Raw genomic sequence first — 19,466 nt, forward strand, 5'->3', positions numbered from 1 at the left:
AAAATGAGGGCAATATTAACGGTAAGCATCATCGCGAAATTGGTTCGCGGTGCCATAGCGGAAGGAGACTTGGGTCATGTCTACGGAAAGTGCAAATCGGTTTCTTGAGGCAGTTGCGTCTGATGAAACGTTACGTGATCGGTTTGAAGGGGTGACAAACCCAGATGATTTTTTGAAGATCACAGAGCAACTGGGCTACAGCTTTACAACTGCCGAACTGATGGCGATCGCTAAAGAACAGAGTCAGGGCGTATTAGTGAGGCGTGGTACAGGCGTATGGAAATGGCTACGCGGTGTCAACTGGGTTTAAGCTGTCCGTCAGTACAGGCATTCGGTTCGGCGGTGGACATGGGGCTTTAACGTGAGCGCCCAACGAAATGTTGCAGGGTGTAGAGTGGTTGAGAACCGTCGTGCGATCGCTCGTTCAGAGTTTTTGTTCAGAACGTGACTTCAGCGCTGCTTGCCTTGAGGTGCGGTCACTGTTATCTAACTGCTTAACGTTTGGTGAGACCGTCTGATGCAACTGGTTCGATCGCTTTTTGCCGTAATTCTGGTAGCTGTTTTCAGCCTGATGCCGATGCCCCTTGCTCAAGCAGCGACCGTTGCCCCAAACGAAAACTTGGTTACAGAGGGTATTCCTGCGATTCCATCAGCGCTAGTGGAAACAGTCAACCGCTACACTGAGTTTCGGTCGGCTGGGCTTTCAAGCTGGCATCCTACCAAGCGAGCCATGCTGATCAGCACGCGTTTTGGTGATGTTCCCCAGATCCATTCTGTGCAGTTTCCCCTAGGCGCACGCAAGCAGTTGACGTTCTTTGCTGAGGCACCGTTTGGCGCCACCTACCAGCCCACAGAGGGTAACTACTTCGTGTTTAGCCGTGATGTTGGCGGCAATGAGTTTAACCAAAATTACCGCTATGACATTGCCACAGGAGACGTAACGCTGCTCACAGATGGCAGGTCTAAAAATAGTCGTGGCGTGTGGTCACAAGCGGGCGATCGCATGGCATATACGTCTACCCGCCGTAATGGTGCCGACACTGACCTGTACATTATTGATCCGCAAACGCCACCGTCTAATCGTCTGCTAGCGGAAGTGACAGGTGGCGGCTGGTATCCGCTGGATTGGTCGCCGGACGATCGCCAGCTTTTAGTGCTGGAGTTTCTGTCAATCAACAAAAGCAACCTTTGGCTGTTCGATACAACCACTGGCGCAAAGAAACCGCTCACTGTGCAAGGGCAGGAACCTGTCGCTTATGGTGGCGGCGTTTTTAGCAAAGATGGCAAAGGGCTATATGTGATTAGCGATCGCGGCTCAGAATTTCAGCGTCTTGCCTACCTTGATCTTGCCAGCAACCGCTATACCGACCTGACCAGCCAGATTCCGTGGGATGTAGAAGACTTTGACTTGTCCCATGATGGTAAACGGCTTGCGTTTGTTACTAACGAAGATGGAGCCAGCGTGCTGCACCTGCTGGAGACGGCAACCCAAAAAACACTGCCTTTGCCAACCTTGCCGCTGGGCGCGATCACCAGCCTTTCCTGGCATCCCAACAATCAGGATTTAGGCTTAACGCTGATTTCGGCACGATCGACGGCTGATGTTTACTCGTTAAACGTGGCAACTAACACAGTAGAACGCTGGACTGAAAGCGAAACGGGTGGGCTAAACACTGCCACATTCTCGGAACCAGAGTTAGTGCGCTGGCAAAGCTTTGATAACAAGACTATTTCTGGCTTTCTGTACCGCCCGTCGGCTCGCTTTACTGGCAAGCGCCCTGTCGTCATTAACATTCACGGCGGACCCGAAGGACAATACCGTCCGGGCTTCTTGGGGCGTAACAACTTTTATCTCAATGAACTGGGCGTTGCGCTGCTTTTTCCCAATGTGCGCGGTTCGTCTGGCTATGGCAAAACCTTTTTGAAGCTAGACAATGGCTACTTGCGTGAAGATTCGGTCAAGGATATTGGGGCACTGCTGGACTGGATCGCCACACAGCCTACTCTAGATGCCGATCGCATTTTAGTAACAGGTGGCAGCTACGGTGGCTATATGTCTCTGGCAGTAGCCACCCATTACAGCGATCGCATTCGAGCGGCGATCGACATCGTTGGCATCTCCAACTTCGTTTCGTTTTTAGAGCGCACCGAAAGTTATCGCCGAGATCTGCGACGAGTGGAATATGGCGATGAACGTGACCCCAAAATGCGTGAGTTTCTGATCAAAATCTCGCCCCTTAACAACGCCGAAAAGATCAAAAAGCCGCTCTTTGTCATTCATGGTCAGAACGATCCTCGCGTACCGTTGAACGAAGCGACACAGATTGTCGCAACCGTACGTCAAAACAATATACCTGTCTGGTCGCTGGTCGCAAAGGATGAAGGGCACGGCTTTGCTAAGAAAAAGAATGTCGACTTCCAGTTCTACGCCACGGTGCTGTTTTTACAAAATTATTTGCTGCAGGCTGATACCGCTGATGGTGCCCGTCAGTAAACAAGAGTGGGCGATCGGCTGTTAGCCGTTAGTGATGAAAAAATTGGAATTAAGCCATTCAGGCACTGCGATCGTTCGGAGTTGCTACCTATTTCTACGGCTGAAACTATAGTTGCAAAGCACTACGCACAGATTGCTGTCAGCTTTTTGACTTTTAATACGCCACCGTGTAGATTGTAATTAGTCTTAATGCCAGCTTGTGCTCTGCTACGAATAAAGCGGTTGTAAATGTAAATTACCGTTTACTCCTACAAACTTTGCTGCCTCATCTATGGTGCAAAGTTAGAGCAAAAGGATAAAGGATGAGAGATGAATCGAAGCCTTTGCTCAAAGGAAGCTTCAAAGTTTATGTCTGTTGGTTAATACAACGTTCTTTACCTACCGTTGGAGGTCGCTCTATGCCTGAAAGTTTTTTAGTCTCTGCCAGTAATGCTTCTACCAGTAAGGTTCCTACCAGTAAAGCTTCTGAGTCTCCAGTCAACACAACATCTACGGAAGCAACGCCTGAACGTACATCCGATCGTGAGTCACTACGAATCTTGGTCATCGGTTCGCGTCAAGGCGTGCTTGGTACAATTCAGACGCTCCATCGGCTGCGGTTTGCCGAGGTTCATGAGTGGAGTCCGCTGCTACCAAGTGCCAATCCTGGAGAAGTCATGAGTATTCTTACTCGGTATAGCATAATGACCTAAATGATACAGGCATAATAAGCTGTACTCAGTGGAGCCGCCTTGTGATTGCAGGCATCGTTGCCGATCCGCCTATAGACCATCGTTAGGCGTAGCATGCTTTACAGCGTTTTCGATCGACTTTACCGAATGTTTAAGCTAGAGCAGAAATGGCGCTGCAATCTAGGCGAAATTGCACACTAACAAGTAAAAACGGTATAAAGTGAAACAATAATTTTCTGCTTTATCCAAATGTTTGCCGAATGCGACAGCAGTACGTCCGGCTTAAAGCCTTCGTTTAGTCAGAATTACGGAGCCGCACCGCTAACCACTAACCAACCGCTAAGTTTGGAGAGCGTTGCTAGTGGGCTGGAAACATCAAACTTCAATAGCTCTAGCCTTGCAGGCTCTAGTACTGTTGAGTTGGAGTTGCCGCAAACCGCGATTCCGGCTCCTGCTGCTGCATCACCAGTGCCCTCGAAGGTTGATGTTGATTTTGACGGGGACGGCAAGACCGATCTGCTCTGGCGCAATTATGTCACGGGCCAAAATGCTGTCTGGTACATGAACGGTACGACGCTCTTATCTAGCACTTATTTGGCTCCTGTTGAAGATCCTAACTGGCGCATACAAGGAGCAAGTGATTTTACAGGCGATGGCAAAACGGACATTGTGTGGCGCAACTACGCCACTGGGCAGAATGTGATTTGGGAGATGGATGGTGTAACACTGCGCTCAGGTTTGCCTCTATTGCCCACAGTCGCAGATCTAAACTGGCAAATTCAAGGTACGGCTGATTTCACAGGTGATGGTAAGACCGATCTTCTGTGGCGCAACTACGCGACAGGCGAAAATTCAGTCTGGGCGCTAGATGGCGCTACGTTCCGTACCTCCACATTTCTCCCCACGGTTATTGGGGATAACCTTAGAATCCAGGCAGCCGCAGACTTTAATCAAGACGGTCGGTCAGATATTCTGTGGCGCAACTACTTATCAGGCGAGAATTTTGTCTGGACAATGAATCGTACGACGATCACCAGTACAACCTTTTTACGATCACAGAGTGATTTGAGCTGGCAAGTTCAGGGTGCTGAGGATATCAATGGTGATGGTAAGACCGATCTTCTGTGGCACAATGCTGCCTCCGGAGAGAATGAAGCTTGGCTGCTGAATAACCTGACGTATGCTGCTAACCAGGAACCACAACCCATACTGTCTGTTCGCGATACAAACTGGCAGATTGGCTTGCAGGACACCTTTGCCGCTCCAAGCCGTGTCAAAATTAGCGATCGCACCTTTAGCGGACAAGAAGGCGATGTCGGGACGTTCAAAGTTCAGCTAACTCAAGCACCCACTGCAAACGTGACTCTTACGTTTTCGACGGGTACTTTCATAGTGGTGGATGCCGATGGTAGGGTCGCTAACGGATCGCAAAACACCCTTACCTTTACGCCGCAAAACTGGCGAACCGCACAAACTGTTTCGTTCCTTGCTGAAGCCGATAACTCTAGCGTTGATCGAGTGTTAGGCAATACAGTGAGCTATGCTCTCAGCGGTGGCTTTACGGGTAGCGCTGCCTACGAATTGGGACGCGTGACGAACACGTATGCTCCTGACCCCAATAACTTCAACATTGATTTGGATTTTCGCAACGACTCCTCTGGCTTTTGGACTCCTGCAAAGCAGGCGATCGCTCAAAAAGCAGCTGCTGATTGGGCAACGCGAATCGAAAATGAGTGGACTGATTTTCAACTCGACAGCACGATCGGCAAACTTGAAAGCTTTGGCGATCGCACTTATAGCTTCAACAGCAAACGCTACGTTGATGATCTACTGGTTTTTGTCAATCCTTATCAAAGCAGTGGTAGTGACGAACCTGCGATTGGCGGACCCGATTATGAGTTTGGCGGTTGGATTTCTTCCCCTGATGTGATGCCACGAGTGGGACAAATTGCGATCAATCCCAATAGCTTTTCGGCTGCCAATGACCCCTCTGGCTGGCTACTGTATCAGGTCGTGACGCACGAGCTTGGGCACGTACTGGGTTTGGTAGGGCTGAACTGGACTGGCTATAATTTGCAAGATCGCACCACACCGCAGACGGCTGTTTTTAAGGGCAACTATGCCAGAGCCGCCAATGGTGGAAACTACGTCGCACTACAATCCCAGGATGGCGCTAACCCGGTGACAGGCACCTACGATTATTCTCACCCTGCCGACAGCGTAGAATCGATCATGTCGTATGGCTGGCTCTATCGCCTCTATGCCCCTAGTCAGGTAGACTATGCCCTACTTGCAGACAGCGGTTATCGTGTTGACGGGGTTAATGCATAAGTAATCAGGAGTCGGAAGCAATGTTGCTTCTATAGGCACAGGAGCTAATAACGTTAGAAAGCGTCGAGGTCAATCCTTAGCCGAAATTGCTAGTCGTGATTATGTGCCTTTCTTCCAGTCTGCCTGCTGTTCAAACCTAAAGCCAACTTGCTTTTGCTCTGGCTATGAGGCGGCATAAAGGAACGTTGTTAGCATTGCCTGCATCGCATTGCTGGGGGCGTTATCACCATTTCCTTCTAACTCCTTTGCCTCTACCTTAGTGTCTTGGCTCACATAGCCGTTGTGTTCAATAATTGAGCCATCAGTTGTGGGGTCTAAGAGCGGCAGTGTGACAGTGAACGTGGCTCCTTGATTAACACCCGGACTTTCTGCCCGTACGCTACCTTTGTGTTGTTCGATCAGGTAATGGACGATCGCCAGCCCCAGACCTAGACCATTATGGGGACGACTGGTGGTGCTATCTGCTTGCCGGAAGCGATCGAACACGTGCGGCAAAAAAGTGGGTTCGATGCCCATGCCTGTGTCGCTTACTTGAATCTGGACGGAGCGCTGTTGTCCTTCTGTAAGCGATGGCGGCACAGTAGACAATCGCACCGTAATCGTATCGTTGGCGGACGTGAATTTAATGGCATTGGTCAGCAAATTCCACACGACCTGCTGCAAGCGTACAGAGTCGCCCCAAACTTGCCCAACGTCTGCATCAAGTTTTGACTCAAGCTGAACGGCTTTGACCTCAGCCAGTGGACGTACCGAATCGATCGCCGCTTCTACAATAAAAAGTGGGTTTAGCGCGTGGCATTTCAGCCGCAGTTTGCCACGCACAATCTGGGAGACATCCAAAATGTCATTGATAAGCTGTGCTTGCGCCAGAGCGTTACGTTCGATGGTTTCTAACGCACGGACGATCGTCTCATCGTCTAGCTGACGACCCCGCAGTAAACGCGACCAGCCCAGTATCGAGTTCAGCGGCGTGCGTAATTCATGCGACAGTACTGCTAAAAAATCGTCTTTCATCCGGTTTGCCGCCTCAGCTTCTCGCCGTGCGATCTGCTCCTGAATCACCTGGGCACGAGCTTCTTCTGCCTGCTTTCGCTCAGTCAGGTCTTCGATCGTCCCGACATAGCCTGTAAGTTCGCACAGGTCAGAAAACAATGGTGAGGAACGAGCAGACACCCAGCGAACTGTTCCATCACGGTGCTGGAAGCGATATTCAGTGGCATACTCCGTCACTTGCCCGCTGGTGTAAGACTGCCACTCGTGAGAAACACGATCGCGATCGTCTGGATGGAGCTGCTGAAACCAGCGATTGCCCAACGTTTCCTCTAGCTTGCAGTCGGCGAGCGCATGAAAGCGTGGGTTGGTATACGTGCAGGCACCAGTCGTATCAGTGAGAAAAATGCCCGCAGGCGAACAAGCGCTGAGACAACGAAAGCGCTCTTCACTTTCGCTGAGTTCATTATTGATAGCAGCGAGTTGGGCGGCTTGCTGCTTCACAGCTTCAGTTTTTCGGAACAAATCAACGAAAACGGTGATTTTAGAGGTCAAAATACTGGCATCGATCGGCTTCAGCAGATAATCCACTGCGCCTAAGGCATAGCCTTTGAACATAAGCTGTTCATTGGTGCTAAAGGCAGTCTGAAAAATGATGGGAGTCTGGCGCGATCGTTCCCGGCTACGAATCAGCGTTGCCGTTTCAAAGCCATCCATACCAGGCATTTGCACATCCAGCAAAATGACAGCAAAATCCTGGTTGAGTAGGCACCGCAGTGCTTCTTGACCAGAGTTTGCCCGCACTAAGGTTGCGTCTAGGTCGCCCAAAATCGCTTCTAGCGCCAGCAGATTTTCGGGATGATCATCAACGAGAAGAATGTTGACTTGAGGCGACATGGCATTAACTCCTCGCACGGCATAACAAATTCACTAAATAGGGCGCGATGTCTGGGAGGGGTAAAATGGCATCAACCCTGGTCATGTCGATCGCCGCTTGTGGCATCGTTCTCGTTTCAGCCGTTGCCGGATCTTGAACGATCGCCAGCCCACCACGAGCTTTAATGCGCGCCAGTCCCTTAGTACCATCATGATTTGCCCCGGTCAGGATAACACCGATGGTACGATCGCTATAGACATCGGCTGCCGATTCAAACAAGACATCAATCGACGGACGCGCAAAGCAGACAGGTTCATCGACAGAAAGCGCCAGGTAGTCCTGCTCAATCAGCAAGTGATAATCTGCGGGAGCTAAATAGACGTGTCCTGGCATCAACTCGTCTTTATCTTCTGCGTCATGCACTGAGAGCTTCGTGTATTGCTGCATCGAACCACTCATTAAACTGCCAGACTCTTTATGGCGATGCTGTACAACGGCGATCGCCAGCGGGAACGGTGGTATTAACCCTCCAAGCACCACTTTGAGCGCTGAAAAGCCACCTAACGATGTGCCTATAACAAGCAGTTTAAAGTGCATCAGTCGAGCCTCCGATAGAGCCGCTCTCCCTTCGCAATTTCTTCATAGCATTGTTCATACGCAGTCAGTTTCAGTGATTCTCGCTGCCCTAGCCCCAGCACCCCAAACGAACAAAGACTATCGTAAAACAGTTGATGTACCCGTTGTTGCAGTGTGCGGTTGAAATAAATTAAAACATTGCGGCACAAGATGACGTTGAATTCATTAAAGGAACTGTCGGTTGCCAGATTATGGGGTGAAAAAACGATGTTTTCTTTTAACGAGTTGCGAAAGATTGCATTACCATAGCCAGCCGTGTAGTATTCCGAAAACGATCGCTTGCCGCCTGCTTTTAGGTAAAGTTGCGTGTATTCCTGCATAAGATCGATCGGGTAGATACCCTGCTTCGCCTTCTGTAAAACCATCTCGTTTGTATCAGTTGCGTAAATGCGGCAGCGGTGGTAAAGCCCTTCTTCTTGCAGCAAAATTGCCAGCGAATAGACTTCTTGCCCAGTCGAGCAGCCCGCATGCCAAATGCGAATAAAGGGGTAAGTACGTAAAAGTGGGACAACTGTTTCCCTAAAAGCAACAAAAAAACTAGGGTCACGAAACATTGATGTCACGTTAACCGTTAATCCCAACAGAAACCGCTCCAGACAACTAGCATCATGCAATAGTCGCTCTTGCAGTGCCGAAACAGTGGATAGTGCTTCCGTCGCCAAAACTTTACGGATGCGACGCTTCATTGATGATGGTGCATAGTTTCGAAAGTCGAAACCGTAATAACGGTACACGCCTTCTAAAAGCAACTGAACCTCAATATCTTCTAGGTTGGAGTTGGACAGAGCCATCAGCTGGTATCAAAAACACTGGCTCTAAAGCTATAGTCTGGTGCGAGTTTAAACCTAAATCTATAGCGGGAGATAGAGCAACAGATCATCCCATCGACTCTAGCAGTTGCACGTTTACTCTCAGCACTATCTAAGGATAGAGTCTGGATCTGCAAACGGTTCAACCCAGACTTAACCATAGTGTAGTGACTAAGGCTACCAAGGTTTGCTGGAGTAGAGATAGTCAAACATGATGGATCAAACCGTGATGCATAAGGTGTCAAAAGAGCAAGCGAGAGCAGCACAAAGTTGTGCTAAAAAGTCTGAAGAAAAGGGCAAAAAGGTAGAAGCCTTTGGCAAGATCATTGAAGCTAGTGTTGATCGAGTGACAGAAGCACAAGGCAAATCTATTGAGCTTGCTGGTAAAGAAACGCAACGCTATGCGATCGCCTCGTATGAACACGCACAGGTCGCCGAGTCTACTGGGTCACAGCAAGAACTTAATCAAGCTGCAGTTGAACACGCCAAAGAAAGCAATGAAGAGGTAAAAGCCGTCAAAGTGTATGGCGAGATTGTGCGAAATCAAAACTGTCAGCGGCGCTAACGTCGGAGTGATCGTTTCTTAAACCAAGCCGCTTGCTATACGTTTGTTTAACGGTAGAGCCAGACCCTTAGCAGCGATAGAAGCTGTTCTGTATCAACGGGTTTAGTAATGTAGTCAGAGGCGCCCGCTTCGAGACATTTTTCACGATCGCCCTGCATAGCCTTTGCCGTTAGCGCAATGATGGGTAGTGATCGAAAGGAGTCAAGCTGACGAATCGCCCGCGTCGTTTCATAGCCATCCAGCTCTGGCATCATGACATCCATCAAAATGACATCAATATCAGGGTGGCTTTGGAGTACGGTAATACCGTCAAGCCCATTCTCGGCATACGATACCTGCATCTGGTAACGCTCTAACAGGCTAGTCAGCGCAAAAATATTGCGAACATCATCATCGACAATCAACACTTTTTTGTTTGCCAGCACCGGATCGCTCTGGTGTAGTTGCTCCAGCATTTGTCGTTTTGACTCTGGTAGCGCTGCCTGCACTCGATGTAAAAAGAGGGCAGTTTCATCAAGCAGGCGCTCAGGCGATCGCACATCTTTGACAATGATGGTTTCTGCCAGTCGCCTCAGTTGCGTTTCTTGCTGTTGGGTGAGTTCTTTACCTGTGTAAACAATAATGGGCAGGCGAGAAAACTGCGGCTGTTGTTTAATTTGCTCAATCAAGTCAAAACCAGGCATATCGGGCAAGCCCAAATCCAGCACCATGCAGTCAAAGCGGCTCGATTGCAGCATTGTTAGTGCGTCCGCTCCTGTACCCACGATCGTGGTCAAAACATCGCCATTGCCAATCAGTTCGCGAATGCTTTGTGCTTGCACCAAATCATCTTCTACTACCAGCAGGTTCTTGACTGGGCGTTCTACAAAGCCTTTGATATCCACCAATGCCTGTGTCAATGCTTCCGATGAAATGGGCTTTTGCAGGTAGGCGATCGCACCCAACTGCAAGCTACGCTGCTGCTCATCATCCACCGAAAGAATATGTACGGGAATATGGCGGGTTGCTGGGTCATGCTTCAGTCGATCGAGCACCGTCCAGCCATCCATATCGGGCAGGCGCAGATCTAGCATGATGGCATCGGGCTTAAACAGTTGTGCCAGCGCTAATCCTGGCTGACTACGCAGCGAAGATAGCACCTTAAAGCCCTGCTGACGCGCCATGTCTGTCAAAATGCGGACAAAGTGAATGTCATCTTCAATAATCAGCAGCACACGATCGCCAGACTGAATCAAGGCACGATCGTCATCAACTTCGTTAGGCGGTAGGGGGCGAGGGTCAAGAAGTAAAGGGTCGGTCGGGTCGTTATAAGGTTTGAGGTTTGATTGAGTTTTGCTAACTGCTGATCGCTGACTGCTGATTCGTGGCTCCTCTCTCCTCTCTCCTCTCTCTTCTCCCCTAAGCTCGAGCGGCAGCACCAGCGTAAATGTACTGCCTTGTCCAGGCTGGCTAGTAAGTTCAATGCGTCCACCTAGCCGTTGAGCAAGCTCGCGGCTGATGGATAACCCAAGCCCGGTACCGCCATAACGACGACTAGTGGTGCCATCGGCTTGCTGAAAGGCTTCAAAGATAATTGCCTGTTTTTCAGGGTTAATGCCAACGCCTGTATCGGTAACGGTGAAAGCAACCATCGGTATCGGGCTAGCAAGAGCACTGGGACGATCGCTCGGCGCGATCTGCACGGTGACGCTGCCTTGCTCTGTAAATTTAAAGGCGTTTGCCAAAAGGTTTTTCAGAATTTGCTGGAGACGTTTGGGGTCAGTCTGCATTGAGGGCGGCAGTGTGGGCGCTAGCTCGACGCGAAAATCTAGCCCTGCGCCTTGAGCCACCTGCTGAAACGTGCGCTCTAGAAAGTGCTGTAAGTCGGCAAACGGTAGCGTTTCTATATCAATTGAGATGGTGCCAGATTCAATTTTTGCCAGATCAAGGATCTCGTTGATGAGGTCGAGCAAATCGCTGCCAGCAGCATGAATCGTACGGCTGTATTCCACCTGCTTCTCGGTCAAGTTGCCCTCACCGTTTTCGCCCAACAGGCGTGCCAAAATGAGCAAGCTGTTCAGTGGCGTTCGCAGCTCGTGAGACATATTGGCAAGAAACTCAGACTTGTAGCGAGAGCTAAGGGCAAGCTCTGACGCTTTTTCTTCGAGCGCCTGTCTTGCTAGTTCAATGGCTTCATTCTTGCGATCGCCTTCTTGCTTTTGTTCTACCAGCAGTTGTGCCTTTTCTTCTAACTCTTCATTCAGTTGCTGTAATTCATCATTGCTCTGCCGCATTTCTTCTTGCTGCTCTTTCAGTTGGGCTTCTGATACTTGCAGCGTTTCGGCTTGTTCTTCTAGCAGGCGGTTGGTTTCCTGAATTTCGTCTTGCTGCTGCTGGAGTTCCTCAGTCAACATCTGCGATTCGTGCAACAGTTCACTTGTACGCAGATCGGCAGCGATCGTATTAAGCACCACGCCCACACTTTCGCTGATCTCATCTAGTAGTCTCAGTTGAATCGGGCTAAACCGCTGTAAAGACGCTAGTTCAAGGACTCCAGTAACCGCTTGCTCAAACAGGAGGGGCAAGACCACGATATTGAGGGGCGGCGCTGCACCCAAGCCAGAGGCAATCTGGATGTAGTCGCCAGGCACGTCGGTTAGCAAAATGCGCTGTTTTTCTAGGGCGCACTGCCCCACTAGCCCTTCACCTAAACGAAACTGATTTGCCAGATGCTTGCGTTCTTGATAGGCGTAGCTGCTGAGTAACTTCAGCGTAGGAGGATTAGTATCAGTGTCCATCAGATAGAAAACTCCTTGCTGTGCACCTACGAGGGGTGCCAGTTGGGAGAGAAGCTGACGTGCCACTACTTCATTGTTGCGCTGACCTTGAAGCAACCGACTGAAGCTAGCCAGATTCGATTTGAGCCAGGTTTGCTCATCGGTACGCCGACTGGTATCGCGCAAATTGGTGAGCATTTCCCCAAAGGCGCGGGTCAGAATACCGATTTCGTCTTTACGCTGGCTTGTCGGCGCATCTACCTCTAAATTGCCTGCTCCAACTTCAGTGGCAATGGTTGAGATTTGGCGGAGCGGTCGCGAAATGTGTCGTGAGAGTGTCAAGCCAATGATGATTAACAGCAGCGAGTAAAGGGGAATGCCATAGATCACAGTATCGGTTGTTTGCTGGGCTGCGACGGTATTAGCGTGCGATCGACGCTCCAGCAAGCGCTGCTCCTCTGCTTTCATTGAGAGCAAGGTACTGTGAATGTCATCCATCAGTAGCTTGCCCCGTTCTGTTAAAACAAGCTGTTGAGCGGCTTCAAAGCCCTTTTGCTGGCGTAGCTCGATCGTTTGATTTAGTTCAGCCATCTTGGCTGCCACCAATGGCTCCAGCGTATCAAGCTTGTTCTGCTGGGTCGGGTTGTCTGTCGTTAGCGAACGCAAGCTGCGGAGCTTGCTGTCCAAGACGGGAACTGCACTTCTATAGGGCTGTAAGTATTCGTCTTTGCCTGTTAGCAAATAGCCACGCTGTCCTGTTTCGGCACTTCTAAGCTGAGACAGTAAGGCTTCAAGCTCGCCGAGCACCGCATATGTGTGGGCTTCATTTGTGGTTGTCTCAACTAGTTGCTTCGTACTGCGGTAAGCGATCGCCGAGAACATTGCAAAAAAGACCACCCCAAGTGCAAAACCGGCTCCAATCTTGGTACCAATCTTTAAACGGTTGAGCATACTGACTGACAAGTGACAATTAACGATAGCGAATATTAGGACATCAAACGCTTCAAACCAGTATTAATTGCTGCTTCAGCCTTCTAAGTAGGGCTAGACGCATGTTTCGGCACCTTACTTTGTAGTTACGTCGCAGCCTCAATGGTCTAAGCTCGATCGCTACCGCTGCAAAAAAACGTTGGTCTCAGCGCCAAACATCTATCCAGACCGGATTCTCATTGTAAGTTCATGGGCTTAAACTCTGGCTGCTGAATAACGGGATGGCAGCATCGTGTTGGACGAAATAGGTGATCGCGCAAGGGCAGTACAAAACGGCTACCACTCTAAACATCTTCCCTAAGGTAGAATGAATGTCTATCTTGGGGAAGAGTAAGGATAAATCGTTTTAGGCGTGTTTTCCGCTAAGGATGACATTCGCGTTTAGTGGGAGGCCATATGACTCTTTCTCAGTTATCACCAATGCCTGATTTAAGCGTCTTGCTGACTGAGCGATCGCAGACCATTACCGCTCAATGGGTAGAAGCGGTCATTCGGGATCAGCAGATCAAAAGTGCTGATCAGCTTTCACCGACTGCCATTCGTGACCACATTCCCCATATTCTTGCAGCCCTGGCAACAGTGCTGGCAGAGACGCAAGAGAGCGATATTGAAACGATTATCAGAGCAAGTCTTCAACACGGTGCCCTGCGAGCCGGACAAGGCTTTGACCCGACTGAGATTGCACGCGAATATCATCTGTTGCGATCGCAAATTATCCATGTTCTCCGCGCCGATCTGCTTCAATGTACAGCCGAGGAAGTATTGCGAGCAGTCGCGCTTATTGATGCCGTCGTGGATGGCGCGATCGCTCAGTGCTTTAAGAGCTATGTTGCTGAGCGCTTGCAAGAGCTGGATAAACTGCGGGGACAGTTGCTGCTTACGAATCAAGAACTCGATCGTCTGGTGCATTCTAGTCAGGAGAATCTGTCTGTTCTCGCCCACGAACTGAAGACCCCGCTAACCTCTATCATTGGCTACTCTGAGCTCTTTTTACGGCAGCAGCAGCCAGTCGTGCGAGACACGCCGCATAGTCTGGAGCATATTGAGCGCGTTGTGCGTAATAGTCGTCAGCTTTTGCGCTTGATCAATGACACTCTGGAGTTGTCGCGTTACGAAGCGGGTCAAATGCTGCTCCGGCTAGAGCCAACCAATGTGCGTGGCGTTATTCAAACCGTGTTTGAAGTAATACAGCCTTTGGCAGCATCCAGTGGCTTGCAGCTTTTGTTGGACGCTGAGCGGGCACCCGATCGTGTTGTTACTGACCCGCTACGGCTGCAACAAATTCTGGTCAACCTGATGAGTAATGCCATTCGCTATACCGAGGTGGGTGACGTGACTTTACAGTGTCGGGTACTCTCGGACGGTTGGTGGTCGATCGCGGTAAGCGATACAGGGATCGGCATTGATGAGGCTAGCCAAGCACACGTTTTTGAACCGTTCTTTCAGGTGCTATCGCCTGAACCCGATCGGCTCACTAACAGTACGGGGCTGGGTCTAGCGATTGTTGCTCGCATGGTAAAACTGCTGCAAGGTGAGATTAGCCTGACCTCGGAAGTGGGTGTTGGCTCTACCTTTACAGTTGTGCTGCCGCTTGAGACGCAAAGTAGTGACGAGCAGCCCAACTCTACCGTCGTGATGTAGCGCTTAAGCCTTGCTATTGATGCGCGTTCAAAGCGCTATGTAGTTGCCAGACCAAAGCCCTCATAGATGCGGGAGGGACTTATAGTGGGCAGTCTTCGCTCTTAGTCTTTGTCCTCTCACAGTAAGCAGGAACCTTTGGAATGCCATGCGTCATACAATTAATGCCGCCTCGCTTCACAATGCCATTTCTGACGTATCAGCAAACGCTTTGACCCAAAACCATCCTTTTGCTGTCTAACTTTATATCTGCTGCTTGGCGTAACTCTTTTCTTCGGCACTGCTCTGCTCACATGGCATTTATACACGTAGCAGCAGTGAAGCAAAATAAACTTGCTAGCATACTCTCGATACGATCGCTACATCCACTTGGGTGACCCATGCGATTGATTAGATTCTTGTTAGCAGAATGATTAGTTTCTCTTCTCAAAACTATCTGTGACAGTTGCACAACAGACCCTTTTGAGCATTGCTTAATTTGAGTGAAACGTTATACCTAAAAGAGAAGGGTAAGACTAATTTGATGTTTTAAATTGCGGAAATTACTCTTTTGACTGTGTATCTTCCATTGGCATTAATTTGGTAAGAAAGCTGCACAACGATTGTCTATTCCGCAACTTTTTAAAACAGTTAATTCCTTGCTATCTCTGGAACTTTTCTAACTCGTTTTTCGACTTTAGATATAACTGAGTCAAACGAACTTTAACCCTGTGAGGAACTCTACTATGCAACGCGCTCAAACCTTTTCCACCATTCTTCGTAACGCTCTGCCTGCTCGCATCATTGCACTCGCTGCTTTGGCGATCGCACCCGCTATTCTTTCGGCTGGCGCTGCCTCTGCTCGACCCATTACATTCAACGACAGCTACATTGGTGCAGGTGTTTCTGCTGGCGTAACAAACGGTGGGCAAAACGGTGATGCTGCTACCTTGGGCGGTAATATCCAAGGTCGCTTCGCCGTTCCCAATGCACCTGTTTCTGTCCGAGGCGCCGTTTTGTTTAGTGATGAAAGTGCAGCTATTATGCCCCTTCTCACCTACGATGTGCCCGTCTCTGATAACGCTAATATCTATGCTGGAGCTGGTTATTCCTTTGCTGATAAAGAAGGCAAGCCCTCTCCATTAGGTAACAAGAACGCTCCCGTTCTTACCGCTGGTGCTGAAGCAGGTATTGGCAGAAACGTTGTTGTTTATGGCGATGCCAAGTGGGGCATTGATGCCTACAAGAACAGCCCTGCTGATGCTCTAAGCTTCCAAGCTGGTGTCGGTTATCGCTTTTAGATTAGATATGGCTAGTAGTTCCATCTAGTCGCATCTAATTGGTACGCAGAGTTAAGAACGCGGAGAAAGGGAGGCAATGCTGACCCTGCTCCGCGTTTTTGTTGATTGCCTTGCTTAATCGTCGTCGGGCATAGCTAAACTAAAGCTAATTGGGATGATTTTGCCCTTTTGGACAATTACCTTTTCTGCAAATAGTGAGGAAAATGATGAAGGCTGGTTCTCTAGAGCGCAACCGCTTTCGGTTTCTACGACTAATTATGGGTGGCTTTCCTACCTCTGGAGGGACGTAATTTACGATCGCCTTTGGCAAGATGGAGATGAGCAGTCAGATGATGGTTAATCATAAATTGTTTCTAGCCGCAGCTTTTTGGCAAGGTTGATAAAACGTTTGAAGCTGAATCACATTTAATTCTGACTGATCAATCTATCTCAACTCAGGAGTTTGTAACGATGTCTACTCCAGTTAAAGAAAAGCTTTCAACTGACCTAAAGCAAGTCAAAGAAGTTGGTAAACTACGCAGCGATCGCGTACGTGAAATCATTCGTGCGGCTGTGTCGCAAGTCACTCATGAAGTCCAAGAAGGCTCCCGTGATTTTCGCTCGGTTATAAAAGACGTTTTTTCCTCTGCGATCACAAGTTTGCAAGAAAACGGCAAGGAAACCAAAGAAGAAATTGAAGCATCGATCGAAGGCATTGTGGATGGTATCAGCAGTGCTCGTCAGCAAAAAATTGCCGAAACGGAAGCTGAAGTGAAGCGGCTGCAAACAAAACTTTCGGCACAACAAGATGAGTTAGAGCAAGAGATTGCGACTGGCTTAGAAGGTATTCAAGATGCCGCCAGTACAGCGCCTACGAAAGTCAAGGCAATGGTTGAAGATGCCATTGGAACCTTCCAAAACAGCGAAGAAGCAGCGTTACTGAAAAAGCGTTATGCCCAATTGCAGGCTCAGGCTGCCCTCTTACGTGCGACGTTAGCGGCTCGGTCTGAGTCCTACTACGATCAAGCGCAAGGTCATTTGGATGATGCCAAGCATTGGTATAGTAAGGCGCGTCCTAAAGCCGAAGCTGCTAAAGGTCAGGCAGATCATAAATTTGCACAGCTTGAACAGCAAATTAGTGAAGCCGGAGGAGCTCTTGCTCGTCGGGAGCGTGAAGTCCGTAAGCTGCTGAGCGCCCTACTACACCGCGCTTCGGAAGCTGTGAAAGAGGATGACGCGACAATCACGACGCGCCCAACGCATCAGCTACCGCCCACCCCTAGCGATCGCTCGATCGAACCATAAGCTCGTTTAAGCGGCTCTTCTACAAACGGCATAAAGTGCCCTTAGCTTCGAACAGCAGTCAGCAAACAACTGGCTGCTGTCTTGCTATGTGATTGAGATTGCAGCCACTCTCTAATCTGGGTCTTGCTTGTAGCGTCTTGGGCGTGTGCGATCGCTTGCCTTAGCTTGGTCGAGATACCAGCGTCGCCACTCTTTAGAGCTACGAATCGCTAGCCACAGCAGTAGTAGAGCAATTAAACCGCCCTGCCGTGGTGCATCCAGGGCAAACAGCACCAGCACAAAACAGAGGGCATCTTGCGCGAAGACGACCCAAAGGGGAATCTTCTGCAAGCGGTAAAACCAACCGACTTGCACCAGTTGCAGTACCAACGCGACCAGTCCGCCAATGCCACCAAGCAACCATACCAGCCAGGTAGGAATGCCCGCTGCCTGGGCGACTGCCATGCCCATAATGGCACCCACTAAGGGACTAAACAGGAGCTGAACTAGGTGGAGCGATCGCTGCCCCAGCCGATCTTTTGACGCAAAAATTTCTACCAAAGACCAACTGACTAGCACCCCCAACACAACGGGCGGTGAAAGTCGAGATAACAATGGCACTTGCGACCACAGGTTTCCCCCGTATAGCAAGCCAATTAAGAGCAGTGGGAGCGCAATTCTCATACCTCCTGCGGCAGATGCAGAAAGCACAGCCAGTATTTCAATCATAGGAATGGTTGAACTAGATTTAGCTCCTTTTGCTGCCAGAAGTCAGTGAATCGAGTTCACGGTAGCAGTGGCATTCTGCTACTTCTAGTTTGACTTTTTTTACACCACTATGGAGCAAAGTGTGAGCAGACATAATGTTTGAGTCAAGCTCGACTGCTATCTTGCCTTTCTCGTTCACCGCTCTAAGGAATCTAAACGCTTAATGAAGCCGTACTCGCAACTCACCGTTGTTTCTTACATCATCGGTCCTACGTTGATCGTGGTGAGTCATTTAGGGGCACTACTCGTGCTGTTTACTGGCTTATCCTGGGGCGCGATCGCCTGGGCAGTGCTACTCTACGTCACTCGAATGTTTGCCACGACTGGCATTTATCACAGGTTGTTAACGCACAAGAGCTATCAAGCGCCAGCGCCAGTCTTGTGGCTAGGTAGCATTGTAGCTGCCGCTGCTGGTCAAATGGGACCTAGTTGGTGGAAGGCTCACCATACAAGGCATCATCAATTCTCTGACCAGAATCACGATCCGCACTCGCCGTACCAACCCTTTAAAGGTGCACAAGGCTTTTGGTGGTCTCAAGCGGGGTGGCTCTTCTCTTCAGAATTTTTGCCTGCAAAGTTGCCCCCTGACGTTGAGAGCGATGTTGTGATGAGGCTGATCGATCGACTGCACTTTGTTCCTACCCTTGCGCTTGGTGTGCTTTCCTACTACCTAGGCGGTGTGGAATATCTCGCTGCTTTTTTCCTCAGCACAACCATTCTCTTTCACGGTGTCGCCTCGGTTAACTCACTGACTCATACAGTAGGAGATCAACCGTTCATCACAAACGATCACAGCCGCAATAATTGGTTCGTTGCGATTGTTGCTTTGGGTGAAGGCTGGCACAATCTGCATCATGCGTTTCAGTCATCCGCTCGCCACGGCATCACTTTGCAAACAGGGCAAGTCGCCTATTTGCCAGATCCCACCTTTGAGTTGATCAAATTGCTTGAGTTTTTCAATCTAGCATCAAAGATTCGAGTGCCATCCGAAAAAGAATTGCTTGAACGGGCAAAAGATTGCAGCTACCGAAAAGTAGCGCTTGCTACTGAAGCAGAGACATTAATTTAAATTCCGCTTACAGTTGCAAAATTCTTCAGAATGATTATAATTTCTCGGAGAGATGAAATATTTTCTTCGGGAGATTCTTCGCTAAGAATCGCTTCGTTAATTGTAAATAAAAGCTACTAAAAATCATTAAGTAAAACGATCATTCAACAGGAGTGATTAAACATTATAGCGGATGAAATTATTTTTGCTGAACGCTTAGCATGAGATGTAAAGCTAAGAGCTAAAAACAATACAAGACAACTTCTTAGAAAGTAAATCGTTGAAAGCAAAGAGGATAGTCTGGTCTTAACAATTCTTCAGTTGAATACGATGGAATAATTGGAATCTTT

At 49.2% G+C, this 19,466-nt stretch carries 15 protein-coding genes; 10 read left to right on the top strand and 5 right to left on the bottom strand.

The genetic code is table 11. The features are described 5' to 3' along the window. Positions 1 to 76: 76 nt before the first annotated feature. The 4 genes from H6F86_RS08145 (at position 77) to H6F86_RS08160 (ending at position 5,496) form a co-directional block, all read left to right on the top strand. A complete protein-coding gene (locus H6F86_RS08145) occupies positions 77 to 310 on the top strand; it encodes a Nif11-like leader peptide family natural product precursor (protein WP_190447886.1) in 234 nt (77 codons plus the stop codon). A gap of 207 nt (positions 311 to 517) precedes the next feature. After that, positions 518 to 2,494 (top strand): S9 family peptidase, encoded by a 1,977-nt coding sequence (locus H6F86_RS08150; RefSeq protein ID WP_199305150.1) that lies wholly within the window; start codon positions 518 to 520, stop codon positions 2,492 to 2,494. 398 nt (positions 2,495 to 2,892) lie between these two features. Then, positions 2,893 to 3,186, top strand: a complete 294-nt coding sequence (locus H6F86_RS08155; RefSeq protein ID WP_190447887.1) for a hypothetical protein — start codon at positions 2,893 to 2,895, stop codon at positions 3,184 to 3,186. 228 nt (positions 3,187 to 3,414) lie between these two features. Continuing rightward, on the top strand, positions 3,415 to 5,496 hold the full coding sequence (locus H6F86_RS08160) for a VCBS repeat-containing protein (RefSeq protein WP_190447889.1): 2,082 nt from the start codon (positions 3,415 to 3,417) through the stop codon (positions 5,494 to 5,496). Between the two features lie 162 nt (positions 5,497 to 5,658). Here H6F86_RS08160 and H6F86_RS08165 read toward each other — a convergent pair whose 3' ends face one another. Genes H6F86_RS08165 through H6F86_RS08175 form a run of 3 tightly spaced genes read right to left on the bottom strand, consistent with a single transcriptional unit; the run spans position 5,659 to position 8,790 of the window. Continuing rightward, positions 5,659 to 7,383, bottom strand: coding sequence for an ATP-binding protein (locus H6F86_RS08165; protein WP_190447891.1), 1,725 nt, complete (start codon positions 7,381 to 7,383; stop codon positions 5,659 to 5,661). Between the two features lie 4 nt (positions 7,384 to 7,387). Next, positions 7,388 to 7,960: a chemotaxis protein CheB gene (locus H6F86_RS08170; RefSeq protein WP_190447893.1), complete on the bottom strand. Its 573-nt coding sequence runs from the start codon at positions 7,958 to 7,960 to the stop codon at positions 7,388 to 7,390. Further along, on the bottom strand, positions 7,960 to 8,790 hold the full coding sequence (locus tag H6F86_RS08175; protein ID WP_190447895.1) for a protein-glutamate O-methyltransferase CheR: 831 nt from the start codon (positions 8,788 to 8,790) through the stop codon (positions 7,960 to 7,962). Before H6F86_RS08175 ends, H6F86_RS08170 begins: the two co-directional genes overlap by 1 nt. A 229-nt stretch (positions 8,791 to 9,019) precedes the next feature. Between H6F86_RS08175 and H6F86_RS08180 the strand changes: the two genes are divergently transcribed. After that, positions 9,020 to 9,373: a hypothetical protein gene (locus H6F86_RS08180; RefSeq protein WP_190447897.1), complete on the top strand. Its 354-nt coding sequence runs from the start codon at positions 9,020 to 9,022 to the stop codon at positions 9,371 to 9,373. Between the two features lie 47 nt (positions 9,374 to 9,420). Here H6F86_RS08180 and H6F86_RS08185 read toward each other — a convergent pair whose 3' ends face one another. Further along, the gene (locus tag H6F86_RS08185) at positions 9,421 to 13,080 is read right to left on the bottom strand and encodes a response regulator (protein ID WP_190447899.1); all 3,660 of its coding nucleotides are present in this window, start codon (positions 13,078 to 13,080) and stop codon (positions 9,421 to 9,423) included. Positions 13,081 to 13,515: 435 nt separating this feature from the next. Here H6F86_RS08185 and H6F86_RS08190 point away from each other — a divergent pair, with 435 nt between their 5' ends. The 4 genes from H6F86_RS08190 to H6F86_RS08205 all read left to right on the top strand — a co-directional run bounded on the left by H6F86_RS08190 (position 13,516) and on the right by H6F86_RS08205 (position 17,321). After that, on the top strand, positions 13,516 to 14,760 hold the full coding sequence (locus tag H6F86_RS08190) for a HAMP domain-containing sensor histidine kinase (RefSeq protein ID WP_242033423.1): 1,245 nt from the start codon (positions 13,516 to 13,518) through the stop codon (positions 14,758 to 14,760). A 722-nt stretch (positions 14,761 to 15,482) separates the two neighbouring features. Beyond that, positions 15,483 to 16,037, top strand: coding sequence for an outer membrane beta-barrel protein (locus H6F86_RS08195; protein WP_190447900.1), 555 nt, complete (start codon positions 15,483 to 15,485; stop codon positions 16,035 to 16,037). Positions 16,038 to 16,191: 154 nt separating this feature from the next. Further along, entirely contained in the window at positions 16,192 to 16,377 is a 186-nt protein-coding gene (locus tag H6F86_RS08200; protein WP_190447902.1) for a hypothetical protein, read from the top strand. Positions 16,378 to 16,487: 110 nt separating this feature from the next. Continuing rightward, positions 16,488 to 17,321, top strand: a complete 834-nt coding sequence (locus H6F86_RS08205; protein WP_190447904.1) for a histidine kinase — start codon at positions 16,488 to 16,490, stop codon at positions 17,319 to 17,321. Positions 17,322 to 17,432: 111 nt separating this feature from the next. On the opposite strand, the gene H6F86_RS08210 is transcribed toward H6F86_RS08205, so the two are convergent. Next, entirely contained in the window at positions 17,433 to 18,029 is a 597-nt protein-coding gene (locus H6F86_RS08210) for a DUF4126 domain-containing protein (RefSeq protein WP_190447906.1), read from the bottom strand. 202 nt (positions 18,030 to 18,231) lie between these two features. Here H6F86_RS08210 and H6F86_RS08215 point away from each other — a divergent pair, with 202 nt between their 5' ends. Continuing rightward, positions 18,232 to 19,137, top strand: coding sequence for an acyl-CoA desaturase (locus H6F86_RS08215; protein ID WP_190447908.1), 906 nt, complete (start codon positions 18,232 to 18,234; stop codon positions 19,135 to 19,137). The last annotated feature ends 329 nt before the right edge of the window (positions 19,138 to 19,466 follow it).

Origin of the sequence: Phormidium sp. FACHB-592, assembly GCF_014695795.1 — a bacterium.
In the GTDB taxonomy this organism is placed as follows: Bacteria; Cyanobacteriota; Cyanobacteriia; order Leptolyngbyales; family Leptolyngbyaceae; genus Stenomitos.

Excerpts from the sequence above, each read along its gene's own strand:
- H6F86_RS08145 (WP_190447886.1), top strand. The coding sequence starts at position 77 with ATGTCTACGGAAAGTGCAAATCGGTTTCTTGAGGCAGTTGCGTCTGAT.
- H6F86_RS08150 (WP_199305150.1), top strand. The coding sequence starts at position 518 with ATGCAACTGGTTCGATCGCTTTTTGCCGTAATTCTGGTAGCTGTTTTC.
- H6F86_RS08155 (WP_190447887.1), top strand. The coding sequence starts at position 2,893 with ATGCCTGAAAGTTTTTTAGTCTCTGCCAGTAATGCTTCTACCAGTAAG.
- H6F86_RS08160 (WP_190447889.1), top strand. The coding sequence starts at position 3,415 with ATGTTTGCCGAATGCGACAGCAGTACGTCCGGCTTAAAGCCTTCGTTT.
- H6F86_RS08165 (WP_190447891.1), bottom strand. The coding sequence starts at position 7,383 with ATGTCGCCTCAAGTCAACATTCTTCTCGTTGATGATCATCCCGAAAAT.
- H6F86_RS08170 (WP_190447893.1), bottom strand. The coding sequence starts at position 7,960 with ATGCACTTTAAACTGCTTGTTATAGGCACATCGTTAGGTGGCTTTTCA.
- H6F86_RS08175 (WP_190447895.1), bottom strand. The coding sequence starts at position 8,790 with ATGGCTCTGTCCAACTCCAACCTAGAAGATATTGAGGTTCAGTTGCTT.
- H6F86_RS08180 (WP_190447897.1), top strand. The coding sequence starts at position 9,020 with ATGATGGATCAAACCGTGATGCATAAGGTGTCAAAAGAGCAAGCGAGA.
- H6F86_RS08185 (WP_190447899.1), bottom strand. The coding sequence starts at position 13,080 with ATGCTCAACCGTTTAAAGATTGGTACCAAGATTGGAGCCGGTTTTGCA.
- H6F86_RS08190 (WP_242033423.1), top strand. The coding sequence starts at position 13,516 with ATGACTCTTTCTCAGTTATCACCAATGCCTGATTTAAGCGTCTTGCTG.
- H6F86_RS08195 (WP_190447900.1), top strand. The coding sequence starts at position 15,483 with ATGCAACGCGCTCAAACCTTTTCCACCATTCTTCGTAACGCTCTGCCT.
- H6F86_RS08200 (WP_190447902.1), top strand. The coding sequence starts at position 16,192 with ATGATTTTGCCCTTTTGGACAATTACCTTTTCTGCAAATAGTGAGGAA.
- H6F86_RS08205 (WP_190447904.1), top strand. The coding sequence starts at position 16,488 with ATGTCTACTCCAGTTAAAGAAAAGCTTTCAACTGACCTAAAGCAAGTC.
- H6F86_RS08210 (WP_190447906.1), bottom strand. The coding sequence starts at position 18,029 with ATGATTGAAATACTGGCTGTGCTTTCTGCATCTGCCGCAGGAGGTATG.
- H6F86_RS08215 (WP_190447908.1), top strand. The coding sequence starts at position 18,232 with ATGAAGCCGTACTCGCAACTCACCGTTGTTTCTTACATCATCGGTCCT.